This window comes from Shinella sp. BE166, assembly GCF_051201095.1.
Classification (GTDB): domain Bacteria; phylum Pseudomonadota; class Alphaproteobacteria; order Rhizobiales; family Rhizobiaceae; genus Shinella; species Shinella lacus.
The window spans coordinates 62,567-86,725 of the sequence record NZ_JBPEHL010000018.1; the positions used below are offsets into that span (position 1 = coordinate 62,567).

The 24,159-nt window shown below is 58.8% G+C and carries 24 protein-coding genes; 12 read left to right on the forward strand and 12 right to left on the reverse strand.

The window, feature by feature from the left end; all coding sequences use genetic code 11:
- Window positions 1-610: 610 nt before the first annotated feature.
- Both J2Y63_RS29675 and J2Y63_RS29680 read left to right on the forward strand, forming a co-directional pair.
- Window positions 611-2,074, forward strand: coding sequence for a multicopper oxidase family protein (locus J2Y63_RS29675; RefSeq protein ID WP_226923748.1), 1,464 nt, complete (start codon window positions 611-613; stop codon window positions 2,072-2,074).
- 12 nt (window positions 2,075-2,086) lie between these two features.
- Entirely contained in the window at window positions 2,087-4,306 is a 2,220-nt protein-coding gene (locus tag J2Y63_RS29680) for a copper-transporting P-type ATPase (RefSeq protein ID WP_226923716.1), read from the forward strand.
- A 211-nt stretch (window positions 4,307-4,517) separates the two neighbouring features.
- Here the strand turns inward: J2Y63_RS29680 and J2Y63_RS29685 are convergent, their stop codons facing one another.
- The 4 genes from J2Y63_RS29685 to J2Y63_RS29700 form a co-directional block, all read right to left on the reverse strand.
- Window positions 4,518-4,850, reverse strand: a complete 333-nt coding sequence (locus tag J2Y63_RS29685) for a four-helix bundle copper-binding protein (protein WP_226923718.1) — start codon at window positions 4,848-4,850, stop codon at window positions 4,518-4,520.
- The gene (locus J2Y63_RS29690; RefSeq protein WP_306041589.1) at window positions 4,850-5,272 is read right to left on the reverse strand and encodes a DUF305 domain-containing protein; all 423 of its coding nucleotides are present in this window, start codon (window positions 5,270-5,272) and stop codon (window positions 4,850-4,852) included. Before J2Y63_RS29690 ends, J2Y63_RS29685 begins: the two co-directional genes overlap by 1 nt.
- A gap of 394 nt (window positions 5,273-5,666) precedes the next feature.
- On the reverse strand, window positions 5,667-7,031 hold the full coding sequence (locus J2Y63_RS29695) for a sensor histidine kinase (protein WP_306041591.1): 1,365 nt from the start codon (window positions 7,029-7,031) through the stop codon (window positions 5,667-5,669).
- On the reverse strand, window positions 7,018-7,695 hold the full coding sequence (locus tag J2Y63_RS29700; protein ID WP_226923723.1) for a winged helix-turn-helix domain-containing protein: 678 nt from the start codon (window positions 7,693-7,695) through the stop codon (window positions 7,018-7,020). Before J2Y63_RS29700 ends, J2Y63_RS29695 begins: the two co-directional genes overlap by 14 nt.
- 198 nt (window positions 7,696-7,893) lie before the next feature.
- Between J2Y63_RS29700 and J2Y63_RS29705 the strand changes: the two genes are divergently transcribed.
- From J2Y63_RS29705 to J2Y63_RS29735, 7 genes are all read left to right on the forward strand, one after another.
- Window positions 7,894-8,166, forward strand: coding sequence for a hypothetical protein (locus J2Y63_RS29705; protein WP_226923725.1), 273 nt, complete (start codon window positions 7,894-7,896; stop codon window positions 8,164-8,166).
- 116 nt (window positions 8,167-8,282) lie between these two features.
- Entirely contained in the window at window positions 8,283-8,714 is a 432-nt protein-coding gene (locus J2Y63_RS29710; protein ID WP_306041595.1) for a hypothetical protein, read from the forward strand.
- Window positions 8,715-8,801: 87 nt separating this feature from the next.
- The gene (locus J2Y63_RS29715; protein WP_226923729.1) at window positions 8,802-9,023 is read left to right on the forward strand and encodes a hypothetical protein; all 222 of its coding nucleotides are present in this window, start codon (window positions 8,802-8,804) and stop codon (window positions 9,021-9,023) included.
- Window positions 9,023-10,483, forward strand: a complete 1,461-nt coding sequence (locus J2Y63_RS29720) for a TolC family protein (RefSeq protein WP_306041755.1) — start codon at window positions 9,023-9,025, stop codon at window positions 10,481-10,483. Before J2Y63_RS29715 ends, J2Y63_RS29720 begins: the two co-directional genes overlap by 1 nt.
- Before the next feature lie 14 nt (window positions 10,484-10,497).
- On the forward strand, window positions 10,498-11,856 hold the full coding sequence (locus J2Y63_RS29725; RefSeq protein WP_306041598.1) for a multicopper oxidase family protein: 1,359 nt from the start codon (window positions 10,498-10,500) through the stop codon (window positions 11,854-11,856).
- Window positions 11,857-11,885: 29 nt separating this feature from the next.
- Window positions 11,886-12,362, forward strand: a complete 477-nt coding sequence (locus tag J2Y63_RS29730; RefSeq protein WP_226923731.1) for a cupredoxin domain-containing protein — start codon at window positions 11,886-11,888, stop codon at window positions 12,360-12,362.
- 17 nt (window positions 12,363-12,379) lie between these two features.
- On the forward strand, window positions 12,380-12,664 hold the full coding sequence (locus J2Y63_RS29735; protein WP_226923732.1) for a copper-binding protein: 285 nt from the start codon (window positions 12,380-12,382) through the stop codon (window positions 12,662-12,664).
- 91 nt (window positions 12,665-12,755) lie between these two features.
- Here J2Y63_RS29735 and J2Y63_RS29740 read toward each other — a convergent pair whose 3' ends face one another.
- On the reverse strand, window positions 12,756-13,127 hold the full coding sequence (locus J2Y63_RS29740; protein WP_226923734.1) for a hypothetical protein: 372 nt from the start codon (window positions 13,125-13,127) through the stop codon (window positions 12,756-12,758).
- 430 nt (window positions 13,128-13,557) lie between these two features.
- Here J2Y63_RS29740 and J2Y63_RS29745 point away from each other — a divergent pair, with 430 nt between their 5' ends.
- The gene (locus J2Y63_RS29745) at window positions 13,558-13,776 is read left to right on the forward strand and encodes a hypothetical protein (protein ID WP_226923736.1); all 219 of its coding nucleotides are present in this window, start codon (window positions 13,558-13,560) and stop codon (window positions 13,774-13,776) included.
- Between the two features lie 10 nt (window positions 13,777-13,786).
- Here the strand turns inward: J2Y63_RS29745 and J2Y63_RS29750 are convergent, their stop codons facing one another.
- Window positions 13,787-16,360: a relaxase/mobilization nuclease domain-containing protein gene (locus J2Y63_RS29750; RefSeq protein WP_435269011.1), complete on the reverse strand. Its 2,574-nt coding sequence runs from the start codon at window positions 16,358-16,360 to the stop codon at window positions 13,787-13,789.
- Window positions 16,350-16,820, reverse strand: a complete 471-nt coding sequence (locus J2Y63_RS29755) for a MobC family plasmid mobilization relaxosome protein (protein ID WP_226923740.1) — start codon at window positions 16,818-16,820, stop codon at window positions 16,350-16,352. Before J2Y63_RS29755 ends, J2Y63_RS29750 begins: the two co-directional genes overlap by 11 nt.
- Window positions 16,821-17,197: 377 nt before the next feature.
- Between J2Y63_RS29755 and J2Y63_RS29760 the strand changes: the two genes are divergently transcribed.
- Window positions 17,198-17,881, forward strand: coding sequence for a ParA family protein (locus J2Y63_RS29760; protein WP_226923742.1), 684 nt, complete (start codon window positions 17,198-17,200; stop codon window positions 17,879-17,881).
- On the forward strand, window positions 17,878-18,258 hold the full coding sequence (locus tag J2Y63_RS29765; RefSeq protein ID WP_226923743.1) for a hypothetical protein: 381 nt from the start codon (window positions 17,878-17,880) through the stop codon (window positions 18,256-18,258). Before J2Y63_RS29760 ends, J2Y63_RS29765 begins: the two co-directional genes overlap by 4 nt.
- A gap of 20 nt (window positions 18,259-18,278) precedes the next feature.
- Here J2Y63_RS29765 and repC read toward each other — a convergent pair whose 3' ends face one another.
- From repC to J2Y63_RS29790, 5 genes are all read right to left on the reverse strand, one after another.
- Window positions 18,279-19,493 carry a plasmid replication protein RepC gene (gene repC, locus J2Y63_RS29770; protein ID WP_306124226.1) on the reverse strand — a complete coding sequence of 405 codons (1,215 nt, stop codon included), beginning with the start codon at window positions 19,491-19,493 and terminating at the stop codon, window positions 18,279-18,281.
- Window positions 19,494-19,692: 199 nt separating this feature from the next.
- The gene (gene repB / locus J2Y63_RS29775) at window positions 19,693-20,697 is read right to left on the reverse strand and encodes a plasmid partitioning protein RepB (protein WP_226923634.1); all 1,005 of its coding nucleotides are present in this window, start codon (window positions 20,695-20,697) and stop codon (window positions 19,693-19,695) included.
- A complete protein-coding gene (gene repA / locus J2Y63_RS29780; RefSeq protein ID WP_306041757.1) occupies window positions 20,694-21,908 on the reverse strand; it encodes a plasmid partitioning protein RepA in 1,215 nt (404 codons plus the stop codon). Before repA ends, repB begins: the two co-directional genes overlap by 4 nt.
- Before the next feature lie 586 nt (window positions 21,909-22,494).
- Window positions 22,495-22,869: a hypothetical protein gene (locus J2Y63_RS29785; RefSeq protein WP_306041608.1), complete on the reverse strand. Its 375-nt coding sequence runs from the start codon at window positions 22,867-22,869 to the stop codon at window positions 22,495-22,497.
- A gap of 475 nt (window positions 22,870-23,344) precedes the next feature.
- A complete protein-coding gene (locus J2Y63_RS29790; RefSeq protein WP_435269012.1) occupies window positions 23,345-24,055 on the reverse strand; it encodes an N-6 DNA methylase in 711 nt (236 codons plus the stop codon).
- Between the last annotated feature and the right edge of the window lie 104 nt (window positions 24,056-24,159).

Genomic DNA, 24,159 nt, shown 5'->3' on the forward strand with positions numbered 1-24,159 from the left:
CAGTGGTAAATCACCTCGGAGTGCCCTGCGGCCAGACGGGGATGAAAGCGCAATATTCAAAAAACCTCTTGACCTTCCCACTGTTGGAAGGCGCAGGATGACCGTACGAGCGGCTGTGTTGACAGAGATCAATGTCAGCAGGGCTTGAACGAGTAACGTTCAATGTGGGCGAAGGCGAGTTGAGCAATGAGCTGGTGTGACAAGAGATCGGGCTTCTGGAGGGTTGTGGTAGCGCTAATCGCCGCCGCAATCTTCTCAAGCGCGCCTGTTTCGCACGCCGTCGCCCACACATGTTATAGCGCACAAAGTTCAGCCGTCGTGCATGAGCAGGATCACCACCGTGCGGCGAAGTCAAATGATGCGCTCAATGACAAGACTTGCTGCAGCTCCCCTTGCCCGGTCTGCCTTACGACGATTGCCGATTCAATCCCAGAGATAAGAGCGCCGTTTTCCGCTCGCCCACAAATACATTGGCTGGTGCGCCTTTCAGGGCATGTCCCCTCACCTGGGTTTGAACCCCCTCGATCTGTTGCCTGACGACCTCGTGCCCACGCGCGGCACAATCATCAACAACATGGTCGGCATGCCGACCGAGATCGAGAGAGACACCATGCATCGTCGACATTTTTTGAAAACGCTGGCCATCGGCGCAGCGGCAATTTCTCCACTGGGTGCCGCCGTCGCCCGAGCCAGCGCACCCGTGACCGACTTGATTATCGGAAAACGTGTGCTTGAAGTGAACGGTAAGCCTGCATCCGTGTTCGGGCTCACGAACCGCAACGGCGGAGCAGGACTCGTCCTGGACGCGGAAACACAGTTCAATGTCCGCCTCCTCAATGAAACAGCAGAGGAAACCTTGATCCACTGGCATGGGCTAACGCCTCCATGGAGTATGGATGGAGTTCCTGACAATCCTGCGGCGCTTTTGAACGCGAAAGAAACCAGACTGTACGATTTCCCCGTTGGCAACGGCGGCACCCACTGGATGCATGCCCACACCCTTCAGGAACAGAGCCTTTTGGCGGCACCTTTGATTGTACGTACCGCCGGAGATCGGGCAACTGACGAACAGGAAGTGGTGGTCCTCCTCCATGATTTTTCGTTCAGATCGCCCGAAGAGTTGCTGGCGGGCCTCCAGTCTGAAGGGTCTGCGCAGGGGATGTTGATGGACCATGGCGACATGTCGACCATCCTGACGAACAAGCATGCCGGTCACCAGATGCCGATGGATGGTGATGCAGCCACGGCGATGCCGACGATGGACATGCAGACCATGGACCTCAACGACATCGAATACGACGCCTATCTCGCCAACGACCGGACCCTTGATGATCCCGAGGTTGTTCAGGTGGAGAAGGGTGGCCGAGTCCGATTGCGCATCATCAATGGTGCCACAGCGACGGCCTTCACCATCGACACAGGCTCCGTCGACGGTGAGCTGATTGCAGTCGACGGAATAGATATCGTCCCAATCGTCGGACGTCGCTTCCCTGTTTCCATGGGCCAGCGCGTCGATATCAGAGTGAAACTGCCCGCCGGACCGGGCACTTTTCCCATTTTGGCCCTGCGCGAAGGAGCCAAGGAACGAACAGGCATCGTCCTTGCCACCGCCGACGCCCAAGTGGACAAAATCGATGCCCTGGGCACGGAAAAGGGTCCCGTCCTCGACCTCGCACTGGAGCAGCAGTTCCTGAGCCTGACGCCGCTGGCGGTCCGTCCTCCTGATCGTCAATACACTTTGATGCTCACTGGCGACATGGCGAAGTACACTTGGCGTATCGGAGAGACGGAGCCGCTGAGTGTCGCCAAGGGGCAGCGAGTACAGATATCGATGCACAACATGTCGATGATGGCTCACCCTATGCACCTGCATGGTCACCATTTCCAGGTCGTCGAGATCAACGGAAAGAAACTGACAGGCGCGGTGCGCGACACTGTGGTCCTTCCGCCCATGACCCAGGTTACCATCGCCTTCGATGCGATAAACCAGGGTCGCTGGCCGCTGCATTGCCACCACCTCTACCATATGGCGACGGGTATGATGTCGTTCATCACCTATGACGGCGCAATTTAACGGGAGGCTGACATGACGAGCGAACATCGTGGGCATGCCCACCATCGACACGAACATGGCCATGATCACTCATCGAACGTGGTTCCACTAAAGACTGCAACGTCCGTCGATGAAGTCGAGGGTGTCGTTTACACCTGCCCGATGCATCCCCAAGTTCGTCAGCCAGGGCCGGGAAACTGCCCAATCTGCGGCATGGCTCTGGAACCGGAAACACCGGAGGTCGCGACGGGCCCAAGCCCCGAACTGGCCGACATGACCCGCAGATTCTGGATCGGTTTAATCCTGTCTGTGCCGGTGCTTGTTTTGGAAATGGGCGGGCACCTGACGAACCTGCACATGGTGCTCGGGCCACAGACCTCGAACTGGGTCCAGCTGGTTTTGGCGACACCGGTGGTTCTTTGGGCCGGCTGGCCATTCTTTGAACGAGGCTGGCAGTCCATCATCACCCGCCACCTGAACATGTTTACGCTCATTGCGATGGGCACCGGCGTCGCCTGGATTTACAGCGTGGTCGCGACGATCATGCCGGGTATCTTCCCGGAAACATTTCGTTCCAGCGAGGGTGCAGTCGCCGTTTATTTCGAGGCGGCGGCGGTGATCACGGTTCTCGTGTTGCTTGGCCAGGTACTGGAGCTTCGGGCGCGGGAACAGACCGGGGGGGCTATACGTGCGCTTCTCGATCTGGCTCCAAAGACCGCAAGGCGCGTCAACGACGACGGTAGCGACGAGGATATTGGCCTCGACGCTGTATCGGTCGGAGACCGCCTGCGTGTTCGGCCGGGTGAAAAGATCCCGGTCGATGGTGCCCTGCTGGAAGGTCGCAGCTCCATCGACGAATCCATGATAACCGGCGAATCGATGCCGGTTACAAAGGAAGTTGGTTCAAAGCTGATCGGAGGCACGATGAACCAGACCGGTGGCTTCATCATGGAAGCCGGTAAGGTCGGCAAGGACACCATGCTTGCCCAGATCGTGAAAATGGTTGCAGAGGCTCAGCGTTCTCGGGCTCCTATCCAGCGTCTGGCAGACGAAGTTTCCGGGTGGTTCGTGCCGGTAGTCATCGCCGTGGCGATCATCTCCTTCTTTGTTTGGTTCTTTATTGGCCCTGAGCCGCGCTTCGCCCATGGGCTTGTTGCAGCTGTCGCAGTTTTGATTATCGCCTGCCCGTGCGCGCTCGGCCTCGCTACACCCATGTCGATTATGGTCGGCGTTGGCCGAGGTGCTGGGCTTGGTGTCCTGATCAAGAACGCGGAGGCACTTGAGCGGTTCGAAAAGGTCAATACGCTCGTAGTCGATAAAACCGGAACCCTAACCGAGGGTCGGCCAAAATTAACCGCTATCGTTCCGCGTGACGGTGTCTCCGAAACTGACCTGCTCCAGACGGCAGCGACGCTTGAAAGGTCGAGCGAACACCCGCTCGCCCTTGCTATTGTCAACGCGGCGACAGAACGCGGAATCGCCGTTGGGGATGCTCAGGACTTTGACAGCCCGGTGGGCAAGGGCGTGACGGGGGTCGTCAATGGCAAAAAGCTAATCCTCGGCAGCCACCGGATCATGGAAGAAAACAGTATCGACGTATCCTCGGTCACAGTTCACGCCGAAGAACTGCGAAACGAGGGCGCAACGGTCATCTTCATGGCTGCCGATGGGCATGTCGAGGGATTGTTTGCTATCGCCGACCCCGTGAAGGCGACAACCCCGGAAGCCGTCAAGGACCTTGTCGCGGAAGGGGTCAGGGTGGTGATGCTAACTGGCGACAACAAGACGACGGCGCTTGCGGTGGCACGTCGTCTGGGGATTTCGGAAGTAGAGGCAGAGGTGCTTCCCGAAGACAAAAGCAAGATTGTTTCCAGACTGAGAAGCGAGGGCAAAATCGTTGCCATGGCGGGCGACGGTGTCAACGATGCTCCTGCCCTGGCAGCTGCCGACGTTGGCATCGCCATGGGTACCGGTACCGACGTTGCTATCGAAAGTGCTGGTGTCACCCTGCTGAAAGGCGACCTACAGGGAATTGTACGTGCCCGTCAGCTCAGCCGAGCAACGATGGCAAATATTCGCCAAAACCTGTTCTTCGCCTTTATCTACAACGCGGCGGGTGTGCCAGTGGCAGCCGGTATTCTATACCCGTCTTTCGGGCTGCTCTTGTCTCCGATCATCGCAGCGGCAGCCATGGCGCTGTCGTCGGTGAGCGTAATTGGCAACTCGCTCAGGCTTAGAAGCGCGGCCCTATGATAGCCTAGACGTGAGTTCTGTAGCGGTACACAGGGAAGCTCAGATTTCTGCGAGCCTACCATGGACCCCAACGCACCGTAGTGAGTACCCGCAGCCAAGAGGAAATCACAATTCGTGCCAACCTCTACATGCTCACGAACGTCGTCATCGTTGCGCGCTGCACGTAAATGAAGTGGTGGCCCCGACGAGGAGTCGTCGGGGCCACGTCAGGTCACGCGGCCATCTGTTCACAGCTTTCCGCACATCTGCGGCATGCGTCGACGCAGCCCTGCATATCGCCGACCCGTTCGCAATCATCGGCACACTGGCGGCAAATCTCGGCGCATTCTCGGCAAATGTGCTTATGGTGCCCGCTACCGATGAGCATGAATTGAGCCGACGTCCGGCAAATCTCGGCGCAGGCCATCATCAGCTTGAAATGCGCAGGCTCAGTATGCTTGCCGCCCACTTCCAAACAGTGCCCCATCGCCATAGATAGACACTCGCTGTAACAGGCCAAGCAGCTTTCGATGCAGGCTTTCATCTCGGAGGATTGATGATGCATCACTTGACCTCCTTCTCGACCCAGGACGTCAGCTCTTCGACCTCCTTCGTTTGATCGTCGATGATTTTCTGAGCTGCCGCTTTGGCCTCAGCGTTATCGCCGTGTTTCAGTTCGACCTCAGCCATGCTGATTGCACCCATATGGTGCGCAATCATTCCGCACACGAACGAGACGTCAGGGTCTTTTTTCATCATTCCCTGCATCATGTTCATGTTCATCATCTTCATGCCGTCCATCGAGTCTTTCTGGTAGTCAGTCATTTCGGGCATGGACATTTCGTGGCCTTGCATCGTGGTGTCACCGGGTTTGGCCATGTCGGACTTACATTTCTCCGGATACGCCATCTGTGCTGCGGCCGGGAACGAGCCGACTACGGTGGCCAGTAGGATTGCGGCGACGGATGATTTCAGAAGGATTTTCATTTTGAACTCCTGTTTGTGAGAGGAAAACACGTCACAGCGACAGGGTTCGAGGGGGCGGGTCGATGGATTTGTCGAGCACGAGGGCGACATCTGTCTGAAGCCGCATTTCTGGGAGATATCGGATCGCAAGCGGTGCCCCAGGTGTCGAAACGTCCTGGATGACCGGGCAGCAATGAAGGTTGGTGCAGCAAGTGCCCGTGGGCAGCATCTCCCGGTGGGAATCGCTTGTGCTAACCTCAACCTCGCGACACCCCATTTGGTGTACCCCAGCGGGTGTAGCGGCCATGACGTGGAGCACCATCAGCAAAACACTGATCGCGCGCAGAACTTCCCGAAGTTGGGTTCGCACCTGCATTCAAAGCTCCCAAAACTCAAATGCAAACCCTGGTAGAGCTTAAAGGTTCCCGTTCTCCGCCTCTCGAAACTTTGTGACGACCTGGAGACCGGGCTCGTTATCCAGCAGTTCCGTATTTGCGCCGTGCAACTCGGCGATTGCCTTGACCAGGCTGAGACCCAATCCAGACCCGGTTGTCGTTCTGCTCTTTTCGAGGCGATAAAATCGGTCGAAAACGCGTTTCCGTTCTTCACGAGGAATCCCAGAGCCGTTATCTGAAACGCCCAAACTGATGGTGCGATGGCCACGCGAGAGTTCTAAAGCGATTTTCGACCCGTCTGGCGTATGCCTCATTGAGTTCGTCAGAAGGTTGGCCAACAACTGCCGGATGAGATCGGGATCACCATTTATAAGGCAAGCTCCACTTCCGATACTCAGGGACAGCTCGTATCCACCCTCGACAGCGATAGCCTCGTAGATTTCGTAAAGGTCAGTGACCAAGGGCTTCAGATCGAACACGGTGAAGTTTTCTGTTCGGATGCGCGCCTCGATCTGCGCGATCCGCAGGAGGGCGTCGAACGTGTCGGCAATGGATTTAAGTTCGACCAAGGCGGCTTCGATCCCGCCTCTCATATCCCCGACCCCATCGGATTCCATGGCATCCTCAAGGACAAGGAAGGTCCGCCCAATCGGTGTCTTCAGATCGTGAGCGACGTCCGTGGTTACCTGTTTCAGGGTAGAAACGCTCAATTCCAGCCGCGCCAACGCGACATTGACCTCAGACGAAAGGACGTCGATTTCATCCATCCGAGATGAAACTGGAAGCCGTTTGGAAAGCTCGCCATGTCCAATTTCGTGCGCGGTGCGGGAGAGAACGAAGATGCGCTTACGAGTGCGATAGGCCAGGATCGCCGCTCCAGTCATACCGACGGCAAGGATGATCGCGGTCGCCCACCCGAAACTTATCAAAACTATCCGGGCCAGTTCGTCGGTGTCGCGGTAGCTGATACCAACGGTCAGATCGTTTTCACCCAATGGGCCTCGGAACAACTTGTAGTGCGACGCGCTTGCGTGTTGGTCCTCCGGCCGGAGCAGCGAGAACCCTGCTGGCACATCTGCCAGCTCCGCGTTACCGGCGACCAGTTCGCCAGCGGGGCCTCGCAGTGTGTACATCGTCTCCTGGCCCCTGATGGCAGGGCCATGGCTCTCGATCATCCAAACTGCGCCGACGAGACCGCGCCCCTCGTAAGCTGAGGTAATTTCCCGATATCGTTCCATGACGTTGGCATTCAACCTGTCATCGAGGAATCGAATCACCATCTGGTAGGCCGCGATATTGGCTACGAGGTAGGCAATCACAAAAAGTGCAATATAGATAATTGCGAGCCGGACAGCCGTGCTCTTGAATACGCTACCCGCGAGCATGCAAGGTATAACCGGTGTTCTTGACGGTGTGCAAAAGTGGATTCTCGAATGGTTTGTCAATCTTCGCCCTCAGGCGGCTGATGTGGGTTTCCACAACGGAACTTTGCGGGTCGAAATTGAAGTTCCATATCTTTTCGAGGAACATCGTTTTTGTAAGGACCCTCCCCTCATTCCGCATCAACAATTCCAGTAGCGAGAACTCGCGCGGTAGGAGTTCGATGCGCTGCCCCGCGCGACAGGTGGTTCTGGTGACCAGGTCCATCTCCAAGTCGCCTACCCGCAACTTTGTCCTTTCTATTGCGATTGGGGGGCGTCGAACGAGGGCACCAATCCGAGCAGTTAGTTCTGAAAACGCAAAAGGCTTCACCAGATAATCATCACCGCCTGCTTCTAGACCCTCGACCCTATCGTCCACACCGCTAATCGCCGTGAGAAACAACACCGGCGTTCGTACCGACGCTGCTCGTAAGCCTTTGACGAGATTCAGGCCATCCAGACCAGGGATCATTCGATCTACAACGAGAACATCGTACCCTGGGTCCAAGCCCGCCGCGAGCGCGTCACGGCCATCCCGGAGCCAGTCTACTGCGTGCCCTGCAGTGCTCAAACCCTTTTGAATGTAGGTTCCTGTGATGTGATCATCTTCGATTATAAGTATTTTCATGCGGCAAAGAATTCTTCTTGAGTTTTGGCCCTGTAGTGAAACCGGTAGCTCACTTCAACGCTCTGAGATTTGGGCATTCTTGCGGCAGATGCTGTGATCCCCGGTTTACAAATTTGTATAGTGCGGGACAGGTGGGCGAAAAACGAGCGATCTAAATTCCAGATGCTGCACGTAGCAGTCTTAAACGAGGAATAGATCATGATGAAACGAATCGCCGTCACCGCTGTCGCCTTGCTGTCCGTCACCTCCGGTGCCTTCGCCAACACCATTCTCAGCGAAACCGCTTCGCCCATCGCGAAGATTACGCAGGGACACGGCAATCCGGGTGATGCAGCATCGTCCGTGTCCGACCCCGATGTCAGCTTTCGCGTTCTGGACAACGGCAGGGTCGAACGTACCAACAGCCGGTACGGCTCAGTATCGATCATCGATCCGCAGGCAGACTACCTGAAAAAACAGCGCAGCAACTGACGGCACTGCCAGCACACGCTCGTCGGCTCACGAGCTGCCGAGCGTGCTTCCCTATTTTAGCGCGTGGTGGATATGCCACACAAACGTCGCGAATCCATGATTGAGAGAAGCGTCGATTGACAATGTTCAAGGGTCTAGCGATTTACTTAAGTATGAGCGGAATTTTTCGATTCGCATCTGCAGCGGTAGCGCTGGCCTTTCGACTGGTGATCCTCGTGTCACTGGCTGGATATAGCTTGTCTACGGTCAACGCTGCAATGCATCCGGAAGTGCCGGTCGAAGCGACCCAGGTCGAGGCGGACCATTTAATGTCCCATGGCAGCGATCACGCTGCCATGGCCGACGTTGATCACCATGGCGATCAACACGACCATGCCGACTCCAAAAGCTCGAAGAAAAGCTGCTGTCAGGACTATTGTGGCGTCGCGGCCATTGACTGCGGCAGCACGACGCTAGCCCATCCGCGTTTCGAACCGGTCCACGGCTTTATCGATGACACGCGCTATGTTGGCTTGGCACCACGTCTGCATCTGCCTCCTAATATCTGAGAAATAGCGGCCCTTTGAGGGTGTTGCTGTGTCTTGCGCGATTACGCGCTCTGACGCGCCTGTCATCTATTTTCTCGGATTTTCACCATGAACCGTTTGTTACTGGTGGCTGCTCTTCCGTTCGTTGTGAGCGGATGCGCATCCACGCTGCCCGAAGTCGTTGCCTCGTCTAATCATCCCGACACGGTAGTCGATGTTGCCCCCATCGCCTACCAGAACGCCGTGGGTGCTTATTCCCACCGCATGCCGGTCGATCCCAAGCCGTGGCGTGGTCTCAACGATGCTCAAGCACCCGGCGGAGGTGCATGATGGTATCGCTGAAGATCAAACTGATCTCGACCCTGGTGCTTCCGATTTTCGCAACGGGTTGCGTCAGCACGGGGTACTCAGCAAAAGATGCGGGTTTCGCCAACGCCTCTGCGAGGGGTTCCGAGGCGACCGGTAAGCAGACTGTCTGGGTGCAGAACCGCCAACAAGCTGAGCAGACACGCGAACGCGTAAAGGCGCTGATGGCCAAAAAGACCATAGACGTCGAGACCGCCGTACAGGTCGCACTTTTGAACAACAAGGGCTTGCAGGCATCTTACGCCGATCTCGGCGACAGTGCGGCTGACGCTTGGCAGACACAACTGTCTGTCCTCCCGTCGTTCTCGGTGGGACTTTCCGGTATCGGCACCCCTGGTCTCGAAGCGTACCGGGTATTGGAAGGTGCCATTGCCGCAAACATTCTTGCTTTGGTCACCTATGATAAGAACATCAAACTGGCGGAGACCCGGTTCCGGCAGGCACAGTTGAACGCAGCATTGGACACCATCTCGCTGGCTTCAGAAACCCGCCGCGCATGGATCAATGCAGTAGCTGCATGGGAGAATGTTGCTTATCTCAACCAGGCCAAGGTTGCCGCCGACGCCGCCTCTGAGTTGGCGAAGAAGATAGGCGAAGCCGGATCGATGGCGAAGGCCGATCAGGCGCGTGAGCACGTTTTCTATGCCGAGCTGACGGGCGAAACTGCGAAGGCGCGTCTGGAAGCGAAACTCGCCAAGGAAGAATTGATCCGGCTGATGGGGCTGTCGGGTTCGGACATCGACTTCCAGATTCCGAACCGCCTGCCTTCGCTGCCGAAGGGCTTGATCAAGCGGGACGACATCGAAGCCGAAGCGATCCACAAACGTATGGACCTGCAGGTCGCACGCCTGGAGCTTGATGCGACTGCCCAGTCCTACAAGCTGGAGGATGTCACCCGGTTTGTCACCGACATCGAGCTGGTCGGCACACTGGAGCAGGAACGAGAGCGTGAGGATGGGAAAACCCATCGCAGCATCTCGAAGACCGCGTCATTGGAGTTCACGATACCGATCTTCGATTCCGGTCAGGCCCGTATGCGGAAAGGCGAACTCGCCTATATGCGAGCGGCCAATCAGCTTGCGGAAAAAGCGGTTAACGTTCGCTCCGAGGCTCGGTCCGCTTACGTGGCATACCGGTCGAACTATGACATCGCCCGTCACTACCGAAACAGTGTTCTGCCGCTTCGTAGTGCAATCGAGGAACAGTCCCTCCTTACCTACAACGGCATGATCACCAGCACGTTCGAACTGATCGCGGACACCCGCGAAAAGATCGACTCCACCATCCTTGCCGTCAACGCCAAGCGCGACTTCTGGCTCGCGGAAGCGAACCTTGCACCCGTCATCTATGGCGGCAGCACTGGTTCCGCATCGGCGGAGACCGAAGTCGCGTCGGCTGAGGAAGCCGAAAGCGGCGGGCACTGAGAAAGGAAACGAAGATGTTCAATAGAAGACAGTTTCTTGGAGCCGGTGCTGCTAGCGCGGCAATCGTCTCATCCACTGCCTGGGGACAGACCTCAAACATGGGGCTTCCAGAAGCAGCCGTGATGGACTCCGCCACCACGCAGACGCCTGTGCGCCCGACGACAGGTCCGGACTACACCCCCGTCGTAACGCTGAACGGCTGGACATTGCCCTACCGCATGAACAATGGCGTCAAAGAGTTCCACCTTGTCGCGGAGCCTGTCGAGCGCGAGATGGCGGAAGGCATGACAGCCTATCTCTGGGGGTACAACGGCCAGTCCCCGGGACCGACAATTGAGGCGGTCGAGGGGGACCGTGTTCGCATTTTTGTGACCAACAAGCTGCCGGAGCACACAACCATCCACTGGCACGGGATGATCCTCCCGTCAGGCATGGACGGTGTCGGTGGTCTGTCACAGCCCCACATCCCCGTCGGCAAGACGTTCGTCTACGAGTTCGATCTCGTGAAGTCCGGCACCTTCATGTACCACCCGCACTCGGACGAAATGGTCCAGATGGCGATGGGCATGATGGGGTTCTTTGTTATTCACCCAAAGGACCCGAAGTTCATGCCCGTCGACCGGGACTTCGTATTTCTGCTCAGTGGCTACGACATCGATCCCGGGACTTACGTCCCGCGTGTCATGGAAATGACGGACTTCAACCTGTGGACCTGGAATAGCCGTGTCTTCCCTGGCATCGATCCGTTGGTCGTCTCCAAGGACGATAGGGTGCGTGTGCGCGTCGGCAACCTGACGATGACCAACCACCCGATCCACATGCACGGATATGATTTCGAGGTGACGTGCACCGACGGTGGATGGGTTCGGCCGGAGGCGCGGTGGCCGGAAGTCAGCATCGACATCCCGGTCGGTGCGATGCGGGCGTACGAGTTTGATGCCAAGTATGTCGGCGACTGGGCAATCCATTGCCATAAGTCGCACCACACCATGAATGCGATGGGACACGAAATCCCGACGTTCATCGGTGTCGACAAGAAGGAGGTTGCGAAGAAGATCAGGCAATTCCGTCCCGAGTACATGCCCATGGGAACCGCCGGTATGGCGGATATGGGCGAAATGTCGATGGAGATACCGGAAAACACCGTTCCCATGATGACTGGATGGGGTCCCCACGGCCCTATCGAAATGGGGGGCATGTTCTCCGTGGTGAAGGTCCGCGAGGGCATCTCAGCGGGCGATTATAGCGACCCGGGCTGGTATGAAAACCCACCCGGTACGCAGGCTTGGGAATGGACGGGAGCGCTTCCGGACATTCCTAAGGCCAAGGATGCAAAGACAAAGCTCACTCCGAAGCACTCGGATCACGGCTGATTAAATACTCTCAACCAAAGGACAGAGTTATGAAAACTGTACTCATTGGCCTCCTGCTGGCCACTCTCGCGACGCCGGTCCTTGCCTCGGGCTCCCATGAAGGTGGCCACGGAGAAATGACTGTCGGGGAACCTGGCGACAAGTCCAAGGCAACGCAGACAGTCCGCGTCACCATGAAGGAGACGGACGACGGCAAGATGATTTTCACCCCGAACAACTTCAAGGTTCGCAAGGGCCAGACCATCGTGTTTGCGATCAAGAACGCCGGTGAACTCGATCACGAGTTCGTTCTGGACCAGGAAGACAAGGTCATGGAGCACAAGGCCGTCATGGAAAAGTTCCCGGAGATGGAACATGACGACCCGAACGCGATCCGCCTCGCCCCGGGCAAGACCGGGGAGATCGTCTGGAAGTTCACCAATGATGGCGTCTTCAAGGTCGCTTGCCTCGTGCCCGGCCATTACGATGCGGGCATGCACGGCGACGTCACGGTCGCCAAGAAGTAATCAGAAAGGAAGCTGATATGAAAACCATCGCGAAGATTACCCTCGCCGCCGCAATCGCGCTCGCCTCCACCGCTGGCGCATTCGCCCAAGAGTTTACGAACGGTACAGTGAAGAAGGTGGACGAGAAGGCCAAGAAGGTCACGCTCATTCACGAGGAACTGAAAAGCCTCGAAATGCCCGCTATGACCATGGTTTTCCAAGTCGCCGACGAAGCATTTCTGGAAAAGCTCAAGGTCGGCGCCAAGGTCCAGTTCGTTGCCGAGCGGGTCAATGGCAAGCTGACCGTCACCCAGGTTAAGTAAGGCTGCGAAGCCGCGCCTCGCACGAGGCGCGGCTGTTCGCTCAGAGGAAAAATACTTCTTTTCGACTCCCGTGCTGCCGCTTTGAACTCTACTATGAGACAGGCTGGAAGCAGAGGGTCTTCCAGAGGTCTCCTTTCCAGTCGTCCGCCACAGCAGGCGTCCCCAGCTTGTAAAGAATGCTCCCCACCTTGACAGCTCTCGGCGCCGTGCACCGCACCCGAACCAGATGGTGCCCATCGTCGGCAAAGATCGTCTGGCCATCAGGGTCATGCTCGGTCAGCTCCACCTCGACGTCGTAATCAAACTGCAAGTCGGCGGACGCTTCGGACATGAGAATGGCCAAGCTGATAATCCTGTTGTCCGGGAACTCGGCAACATGAAAAGGCTGTCGCTCTTGAGCTTCGCTCGCGGTTCCAAGCGTCGCCAGAGTGATCGCTGTCAGTATCGCGCCGAGCTGTCTCATGAGACACTCCAATGGGATTGGATCCCCTGCTTTATAGCACGAACGGTACTGCGCTAACAGTGACTCGACTGCAGATGTGACACAAGGAAATGGACAGAGGGGTCTGATCGGGGATGCCTATCGCAATCCTTCCGGGCCAAATACACCTGCGCACCGTCGGCTTGGTCGACAGCCGCGGTCATATGTACTGCCATTGCTGCATCTGTAATGGAAGCTTGCGAGAAAATCGCACCGCTGACGGAGAAGATCCACTCGATCGCCGCCGGTATCGAGATGATGCGCCGCTTCATGGATATCCCAGGGATCGGAATTCAGTCCCAAGGTAAGATTCTGAAGATGGTTCCCCCGATACCCGCCAAGCGATATGGCTGGATCTCAGCAAGAGGAAAACTGACAGCGGGTTGTGCTGCGCCGACGGAGAGTAAACGCCATGGATGAGACCACCGAGACGATGACGATCTCCAACCGGAGCGATTTCGCTCTTTGGGCCATCGAGCGGGCGAAAGCGATTGTCGCCGAGGAAGGCGGCAACCTTGCGATCGCCACCCGAGACCAGGGCGACGATGAGGTTGCCGTCTCTGCCAATGCGCTTGGCCAGGCCATCGTCAACGCCCTCTTGGAAGTCTTCGACGGCTTGATGGAGGAATAGGGAAGCGCACCTACCGTTCGGCCCCGTCGCGGTCGTTGCCGCGCTGGCGTTCCTGTTCCGCCTGCCGAAGGATCTGCTGACGCTGCTCGTCCTGGGCAGCCCTCGACGCGCCAGCCTGGTCTCGCGCCGCGCGGGAAGCGCGACCCGCGGCAATGGCCTGCTGCTGGGCCGCGATTGCGGGATCGACCGTTGCCGGCGCTGGCCGATCCTGAGTGCGCGCCTCGTCGACGCGCGCCGGCGGCGGCGTGCCCCCTGCCCCCGCTGTGTCGTTGACCGAGCGCATCTGCTGCATCTGGATGTCACGACGCTGCTCTTCGAACAGCGCGGAGATTTCCTTGCGCATCTCCTCGACGGCCTGTCGCTCAGCGCTGCTATCGACCATCGTCTCCAGGCGGTCCATGGATTTGTTCGCCCGTGAGACGCGCTCGTCGAACTGTTCCAACGATAGGGGCATGGCCTTTTCCTTCTGTTGTTGAATGGTTGCGATCAGGGTCTTGAATTCCGCCAAAGGCTCGTCCGGCGGCGCAGCGGACTGCCCCGCCAAGGCATCGAATTTCTTCTGCAGCCAAGGAGACGGCGCACCATGCTTGACGGAGCCGGCCGCCTCGACGATGACGGCGGCGCGCAATCCATGCGCCAGCAACCGCGCCTGGAAATCTCGGGCAACGGACCGCATCTCGGAACCGGGGCCAAACTCGTCGTTCTGCTTGGCTAGCTCGCGCTCGATCTTGCTGACGCTCGCGGTCGTGGGCGCCAGAACCCGGACGGACTTCCCCTCGGCGGAAATCAACTTGGCCTCGACGCCGACGGCCCCCTCGATAATGACAGCTACCGTCTCGCGTTCCATGGTCTGCTCGACGTCCAACCGGAGCAGGACGAAGCCGCTGGCCCGAGCAGCATGCGGTGCTTGAGCGGTTACCGCAGCTACGAACCGGTCGGCCGCCGCAATCACGGAAGGTTCCGCGCCGGCCCGCTTCAGGGCGCTCGCGGTCGCCTGCCATTTCGGGGCGAGCGCCAGGTTTCCATTGGAGAGAGACGCGCGATCGACGACGCCGGCACGCTTGCGCTCGACGCGATTGGTGACAGCCGGCGTCTTGAGATAGCGAGGATCTTGTCTGCCCCGTTCATATGCGCCGGCCTGCGCTTGGCTATAGGGCCGCGTGGCCGCCACATCCGCACGCCGGGTGGCGACCATAGCGATGCCCTGCTCCCGCGCCTTCGTCGCAAACCGCTCGCGCCATTCGTACAGCTCGGGCTTGGTCAGCCGCAGCGCCTTGCCGACATCGTCGCGCGCCGAGATCATCACATGGACGTGGACGTGACCGGTATCGGGATGATGGGCGGTGATCCAACGATGGCCGGCGACCTGCTCGCTAAGAAAATCCCGAACAGCGCGGGTCATCGCCTCCGGATCGGTCCCGGCCCGTGCCGAGAAGATGACATGGAACGCGTTGCGCGGCTCAACGGTGCGAATGTGCGAGGACCAGGCGCGCCAGATGCCATCCGCCTTTTCCTTGACGCTGGAACCACGCTTGACCGGATCGCCTTCGCTGGTGGTGATGGACTTCTCGGTGCGCAGGAACTTTTCGAGGAAGTAGCGGCCGGATTTCTCCGAAACGGCTGCACCGAGAATGCGGACCTCGGCCGACACGCCGGCGTCGGCCAGCCGGCGCGCGAAATCGGACTCTGTATTTTCCAAGGCGCGCGCCGGCCATTCGCCTTTCTCGCGTGCCTTTAACGCGCCGGCGATTTTCTTCGCCGGCAGATTGGTCACCGCATAGATCGAGACCCTGCCGTCCGGATGTCGCGAATAGAGGAAGGGCTTCGACCCGAAGGCGGCGTTCAGGGCATCGTGGAGCGTGTCGTCGTCGACTTCATCGGAAAGGGTGATGGAAAAGGTCGCGAGCGCGTTGACCGCATAGGCGTCGCGAAAATCCGCGCCCCACTCCGCGAGCGCGGCGGCGCGCTCTTCGCGGCTGGTGATGGCAAGGCCATCCTGATCGTAAACCGGGATATCCACCTTGCCCTTCTCGCCGTTTTCGTTCTCGACTTCCCGTGTGCCGAGATAGTTCATCAGGCCAGCAGCCGACGCCCGGCTCGATACGGTCGACGTCACCTTGATCACCACCGGCTGCGCACCGGCGGCGATCGCCGCGCGGCTTGCCGTCTCCGCTTTGGACCTGTCCTTCGCTGCGCCCCGCGCGCTCAGAGGACGGGCGACACTGGGCGCGGCTGCAAAGGACGCCCCGCCCCCTCCCCCGCCGGCCGACTTCTTCAGCTCGTCATCATCCCCCCTCTGGTCGCCGACACCCAAAGCTCCGACCAGCGCAATGACACCCTTTTGCGATGACAGCGGCGCTTGCAGGATCGACGCGATTGTCGGCTCACTTCTCGACACGGCGCCAGGGTGCGCCTTGCTCGCGATGCCCTTGGCTACAAATCGGCGCGGCGGCTCCCCGCCCGACAGAGCGACCCCGATCACGCGCCGGCGACGCAGCTCCTCTTCCTCGTCGATCAACGAGGTGGCGCGGCGGGCGGAAAAAGCCTCGATCTCACCAAGCAGTCCGGACCAGTCATGCGCCACGGCCAGCTCCCCTCCGCTCCTTGCGGCTGATCCGCAGCATCAGATCGACGTCGGCGCGCAGCCGGAACACGCCATCGAGGAGGGTGCGCAGGGCCGCGTCGAGATGCGGTTCGTAACCGACGCGACCCTCGTTCATCGCCCGGACCGCTTGGTTGAGGTTGATGCCGATGCGCCGCAGTTCCTCGTTCGTCCCGCGCAGGGCGTCGGCCTCGGCTGGCCCGACCGGGAGCGGAAGGCCCGCCTGTTCGCGAAACAGCAGCCGGATGACGTCGCTGGCGGTGCGCCCTTCCTCGCACAGCGCGGCGAGCGCATCGCGCTCCTCTGGCTGCAGTCGGACCCTCAACACCTCGCTCCGCATCTTTTCCTTCCCGCTTGCCAGGTTGCCGGAGGCGACCCGGAGCGCCAGAGGCGCGAACCACTGCCCTGCCGGAGGCGGGGCGACGTCGAGTTTGTACCACAAACTTGACTATCCTGCCACATAAAACTAAACTATATTTTATCCACCAAAACAGCTTCAAACGGACAAGCGCTCTCGATCCCCTGCCTGGACGAAGCTTCCCCGCCAATACGCTTCATATCAACAATTGCCCGTTGTTCGTGCTCGGGTTAACAGCGGCATCGCGGTTAATTGGCAATTACCCATTAACAACGGTTAGTTACAAAAGGGAAATTGCTCATAATCAACGGGCAATTGATGATTGCCCGTTCACCGTTGCCCGTTGTCAGCGGGCAGTCATCAATCGTCAATCGTCAATGGGCAATGAACAACGGGCAACGATTTCGTTGCGGAGAGAGGACGAAGGAATTAAATATAGTTTACCACTATAAGGAGCCACAATGATCGTCACCATCGCCAACCCGAAAGGCGGAACCGGGAAAACCACGCTTGTCCGGGCGTTGTCAGGAACGGCCGCCCATGCTGGCAACGACGTGTTTCTGATCGACGCAGACAGCCGCGCCAACACCATGCGCTGGGTCACGATGTCGAAACAGATGAACGTCTGGCCGGACCGGCTGGAGGCGGTAAGCTGCCTCGACCCGAACCGGATCTACAAGATGGCGCTGGAGCGCCAATTCGAAGGAAAGATCGTCTTCATCGATATCGAGGGAACCACGAACGAAAACCTGTTCGCCGGTCTCTATTGTGCCGACATCGTTCTGATCCCGCTACAAACCACCCAGGATGATGTGGTCGCCGGAATGCAGCTTGCACTGAACCATATTCCGGTGGTCGAGGAAGACCAGAAACGCAAGCTGCCGGCGATGATCGTCATCAACCAGCATGACCTTGTCACCGGCCGGGCCAAGGCCCACGAGCCGCTGCGCGAAATCCTGCGGGAGAGCGGTGTCGCCCTTGCGTCGCAGACGATCGCCCGGCGCGCCTCCTATCAGTCGATCGGCGCCGCCGGCACGCTCCAGACTGCCGCGAAATCCGACCCGAAGGCAATCGCCGAGATGGAAACGCTACTCGGCGAGCTGCTCACCCTCTACAGGTCGACGGCGAAGGAGGCTCTGCTATGAGCGAAGGATCGGACAGCAAGAATCTCGTCCTCGGGCTGATCTCGACCGGCCGCGACCGGCCATCCGTCCGCGAAAAGCCCATGGCCTCTCCTCCGCCGGCGAAAACCGACGATGATGGTGGCGCATCGCCAATAGCGGCGGCCGGCCGGACCCAGTTCCGCGACCTGGTCGCTAAGGGCGAAAGCCGCGATCCCATCGCCGGTAAGCGTTTCCGGGACACCGAGAAGGTCACGACCGGTATCCATATCCGCGTCGAGGTCCACAAGAAGCTGAAGATCCTCGCCGCTATCGAGCGGCGCAAGTTTAACAGCTACATCGAGGAAGCCATCGATGACTATCTGCTGAAGATTGCCGATCGGATCCCCGACATTTCTTGATGCGGGCAGGAGGCGGGCGATCATGCGCTTCGCTTCTCGCCTTCGCCATTCGCCCTGAGCGCGGCCATCAGCATCGGCCCAAGGCCGAATTCACCGCGCGCCGACTTGCGGGTGAGATCGCGCAGGTAGCCGCCGGGGGAAGTGATGTGCTCGGCACGCTCCAGGATGCAGGCGACGGCAACCGCAGCATTTTCAGGCCCCATCACCTCGCACGCCTCCTGATAGGCCGACGGGCTGACGCCCAGCATCGACCGGACCAAGACCGCGGCCGACATTAGGTCGCGCCAGGTTTCAACCCGCCCGCCCGCCGCGTAATCGGCAATCTGCGGGCACGCTCTCAGCACCAGCGATAACGGGAATGCCTTCAGCGGCTCGGCGATCTGTTTCGGTTTCTTGCTCGGCTTCTCGCCCTGCTCTTTTTCTGAGCGAGGTTCAAGTTCATGGAAGGATTCGGGTTTTGAATTCTGTATGTGACGACCGTTATGGTGGTCATAGACGTCCATTTTTTCTGCTTTTACCTGAATTTCCAAGCGGTTGATGATTTCCTCGCGCAAAAACTCCATTTCTTCGAGCACCGCATCGACGTCTTCGCGGTGAGGCGAGCGCGGGAGACGCGCCAGGAGGCCGATGAACATAGCTTCGATCGTCGCCCAATCACCATCAGCGCCCTCTTCCATGGCCGCGGAGATGAGCTTGCGGACATCGCGCCGGCAAAGCGACAACGCTTCTTTGGCGCGCTTGAACTGAAGGCGCTCTGCGGCGACCTGCTGCGCAAGGCTGGCCAACTCGCTCGCACGGGCAAGCAGGGGCGCCAGGCTGAAGCCGAATGCGGCCTCGATCTCCCCTCCCCTGCCCCGATGCGCATAGCGCTTGCCGTTCGGGCTATCGCGACGTTCGATCAAACCGGCGTCTACCAGCGCCGCGAGGTGTCGGCGCAAGGTCGTGCCGGCAATGCCGTGGGCGCGCATGGACAACTGGCTGTTTGATGGGAACACGACAAGGCCGCCGCTTTCATCGCAAAGCTCGTCGCTTGGATAGAAGCTCAGCAGCGCCTGCAGAACAGTGATTGAACGATCCTGAAGGCCGAAAACGTCCTTCGTCTCGCCGATGTCGTTGAAGACCTTCCATTTGTTGACCGCCTTGCTCGGGCGGCGATCAGCCGTTTCGAGCTGACCTCTCACCAAGGCAAGCGTCATCGGCCGCCCGTGGGGCGTTGCTACACGTCCTATCTGCATTTTCCTTCACCTCTCAAAAGGCAAAAGAAATCCACTCACCAAAACGGCGCCAAAGACTCTTGACTGTGATTCGTGGAAATGCGATTCTCTGGGTGCTTAGATCAGAGGAAGACTTCCACGGCGGTAACGCTTTGGGGGTCTTTTTCTTTTGCGGCGGTCTCTCCTTCCGACCAATTGATTTTCTCAGCCGAAACCCCGCTTACTGCGAGGGATCGGCCGCGTTGAACTCACGCATCAGCTCCGGCATTCGTTCTGCCAGCCACCGCGCAAAGACCTGCTCCTTTTTCGGGATCGTCACGATCGTTCCCGACAAGGTAGATTTCATGCGGCCGAAAACACGGCCGCCAATGACGAAATCAAGGATTTCTTCCTGTACGTGTTCTTCCGCCTGAGACACCGGCGAGGTGGTCGCCCGCATTGCCAGGGAAATACGCCCAGCACCGTCTGCCTGTTGAAACTCGGCCGTGGGGACAATTTTTCGGACGGCGTCAATCTTGCTCGCGTCCTTCAGCAGTTCTGCAAACGCGGTCCATTTCGGGCGGCCCGCTGCCTGAGCGCGGCCTATTGCAAAGATGATGTCTTCCGGAATGGCGGACGTTACGCGGAACATTTGTGAGACCGCGACTTCGGATAGCCCCATGATCGAAGCGATTTCACGCTGAGAAATACCGCTGCCTTTCAGCTGCACGGCCCACATAGCTTTCTCGATCCAGCTGAGATCCTCTCGTGGACCATTTTCGAGCGTTTGCTCCTCGATCAACTGGCGATCGGTCAGGTCACGCACATAGGCCTTGATCTTGATGGTTTCAGGACGATCAGCCTCCGCCATGATCGCCAAAATGGCATCACGCCTACGGCGCCCATAAGCAAGCTGATAGTGATCGCTCTTGGTTGGATGAGGCCGGACAAGGACCGGGATTCTCTGGCCTTCCGTGGCTATTGAGAACTTCAAGGCACCGAATTTTTCATCGGCTTCTGCATCGTACTCAAACCTGTCCTTGAAGGGTGAAGCATCTACTTTCGAGGGATCGAGAGAGACAATGACGTCTTCGCTGAGGTGGGAAAGCGCCCTTCCTACGTTGGAAATGACGGGCGACGAGTGGCGACGAGTAAGGCCAATCCTGTCCGTCCCATCACTGGCAGGAGCTGCATCACCGCGATTCTCGGCATCCGCCGCCATCCGTTGGAGTATGCTCTTCTTCATGCGCTACGCCCCCAAACCTTGTGAACGAGTTCAAGAATTTCGAAATTAACGCGGTCGGCGCTCTCGATAGCCCGCTTGAGCGCTTCTCGGCCGACCTCGCCTGCTTCAAGCTCGTAGAGGGTCTTCTTGGCGACTGCCGCACCGGCGATGGCGGTCGATTCCAAGGCATCGGCAACCAGAACGTCGCCTCCAAAGAGACGGCGCATAACTCCCGACATATATTTCTGCGGCCCATCGTTCGGGTTTACGCGGGTCAATAGGAAACGGAAGAAGTCGTGCTCGAAACGGGCACCGAACTGCGCCAAGGTTTCACTGAGATCGGAGATCATGATGAGAAACTGATTGCACGACGCAACATCCAGCATGGCGGGATGGACCGTGATGATCAGGGACGTAGCTGCATAAAGTGCTGCAAGCGTGGAGTAGCCGAGCGACGGGGGCGTATCGAGAATCACGATGTCGTATCGATCCTCTACGCCAGCGATCGCATTGTTGAGCCGTTCAAAGAACAGTCCGAGATCATCACGATTTTTCTGCGAGAGGTAGGAAGGGGTGTCGAACTCAAAGTCCATGAGTTCCAGATTTCCAGGGACGAGATCGACCCCAGGAAAATACGTGGTCCGGATAACCTCTGTCAGCGGCCGTCGGTCGTTATCATACCGGATCGCAGCATAGGCCGTTTCATTCTCCCCGAGATCGAATTCCGGCTGGAGCCCGAACAATGCCGTCATTGACGCTTGGGGGTCCAGGTCAATGCAAAGAACGCGATAGCCTTGGAGGCCAAGAAAATGGGCAAGGTGGATGGAAGTCGTCGTCTTGGAACTGCCGCCCTTGAAATTCGCTGTCGCGATTATTTGCAGTTTCTCCCCCGCACGCCGATGGGGCAGCAGAGTTTGGGCATCGTCCGGACGAAGCTCCGCGAGAAATGCGCGCAACTCTCTCACCTGTTCAACGGTATAGGTGCGTCGATTGTTGTCGGCCCGCTCAGGTACTGGCCCCTTCCCCTCGATGGTGAGCTGCCGCAACGTGCTTTCAGGTACTTTGAGCAGTCGCACGAGGTCGGTCGTCGAGAAGGTGCGCGCAAACGTCTTCTTCGCGGTCGGCGGATAGAAACCTTCGCGCATCTCATGCAGTTCCGCGGAAAGCTTCGACGTGTAATTGCCGATCTTCGATGCCGTATCGGTGACGCTTCGAGAAGCCGGTTGAAGCATTTCTTCCTCTTGACGGTTTTGGACGCGATACGCGATCATTTCCGTCATGGATGCCAGACAGAATCCGATTCTTCAAGGCGTTTTTCGTTAACGAAAGGTTAACGCAGGCGGCGTGCGGAACCACACATATCACTGATATGGAATTCAAGTGATCAGAAATTAGCGACTTAACAGCTGTTAAGTTCGCCTGAGATGGCACAGTTCTCGGCGATATGACTGGCCGCATCGGTCGCTACTTAACAGCTGTTAAGCTGCGAAACCTCGTGCTGATCCACGAAGCTAACCCGCCCGATATACCACAGATGCCAGGTCTCTCGCCCCAGGGAGAGGGATAGGGGCTTGGGGAAAGGGAGGAGGGAGGAGGGAACCGTCCCCTTTCCCCAGGGGTGGGTTCAAGGGAGGGGCCGGCCCTTCCCTTGGGGAGGCGGTTTGGAGGAGGGGGCTTGCCCCTTCCTCCATTGGGGTGAGTGTTGAGAGGGGGGCTTGCCCCTCTTTCATCAGCTTGGTCGGCCGGTCGAACCGGCTGACCGGGCTCACTCGTCGAGGTAAAGGCGAAAGGCGGCCGTAGCCGCTTTTCGCCTGCATCTCAGTCGGTGCCCGGTCCCCAGAGCGCATTGCGTTCCGGATCCTCGATGCCTTCATAGTCGGGCGCCATCGCCTTGATCACCGCCCTGATCTCGCAGCCTCCTATCCTTGTGCGTCCCTGCGCTACGAGGATACTCACGGCCGTCTCGTTCGCCTCGATCGCCCGGATCGCATCCTCCATATCGTCATGAGAGCGGAGATTTTCGATCGCGATCACGTCGCCATCCTCGTCGTAGCCGCCGTGAAGATACATCGGTGCATCGGCCAGCCGCTCCGCAGCGCGCTCCGCCTCGTGGATAAGCCGGAAGCCTTCTTTCCGCTGCCTCCAGTATTGCGCGCTACCGCCGTCGATAACGGTGATTTTCCGGTCTGTCATATAAGCCTCCTTTTCGCTCTGACGAAAAGGAGCCCGCATTGGCGACCCAAGCAGTCAAGGAACGCGAAGCGACCGCCGAAGGCGGTGGATGGGGGAGCCGAAATGCGTCAGCATTTTGGGGGAACCGCCCGTCCTTTACGGCGCAGGGGCGAATGCGACACCGGGGAGGTTTGGAGGGGGTGGTCCACCCCCTCCATGGGTAGGGGGTTTGAAGGGGGCGGGGCTCTGCCCTGCCCCCTCATGGGGGAGAGATTGAGAGGGGCCGGCCAGCCCCCCTCTCAAAGAAGTTCCGGCCGGTCAATCCGGTCGGGGCTTCTAGCCTGTACCCTGCAATTCACAACAGACGCAGTTGCCCATTCCTCTCAATAACCGGCGCGGATGTCGCTTGCTTCGGCGCGGCGGGGCCACCGGCGACCACCGCAGCCCGGTGCGGTACGGCAACAGAAGGAGCCGCCTCCGGTTGCCCCCCGGCGTTTTATCTTGCGTGCCGAAGCTTGGCCGACCATCCGCCCATGACATGGGCCATCGTGTGCCATTCCTCCCGAAACCGCATTGCCAGGCTGTCGCCCACGATGACGGTCGCCGGAATGTGCAGGAGCGAGAATTGGATATAGGCCATGTGGACGGCGCGCGGGTCGATGTCCACGGCGGTCACATGAAGAAGCTGCTGGTAATTGAAGCCCGCTTCAAGGATGGCTTCGGCCAGAGCGACGATCATTGCGCCGCTCCCTACGGCGGGTTCCTGCGCAAGCATGAAGCCGCGCTTGGCAATCGCCTGCTGCATGTCCTCGGCGCTCCCGGCGATGATGCGGGCCATCAATTGGCAGATGGGATACGGCGTGAAGAATTGCCCCCTCGCCTTGTTGTGCAATTCGAGCGCATGGAACGTCATGCCCAGGATGTCCTGCGGCTTTTCCTCCAGCGCCATGACCACTTCACCGAATATTTTCGAGAATATCGCCATGGTTTCGCTCCCGTATTTTCGAGCGATTTCGACATAGCGAGCCTCGCGCTTCTCGAAGTTTGCCTGATCAACGGCATTGCTCATGGATATGGCGGAGCATTCGCACCAGTCGCCAAAGACGGTGTAGAGGTCATGCTTGTAGCGGCAGGTTTCAAACAGCTTGACGATGGAATTGAGACGGGGGGAGGTCATGGGATCACCTATCCGGGCCGCAGGGCGCACGTCGCCAATCGCCGGGGCGATGCCCGGCGTCTCATCGCGGCTGGTTTTGGGAAATTCAGCGAGGGGAGCAGGCCGCGCCGGAGACTGGCGCGACCTGCCGCAAC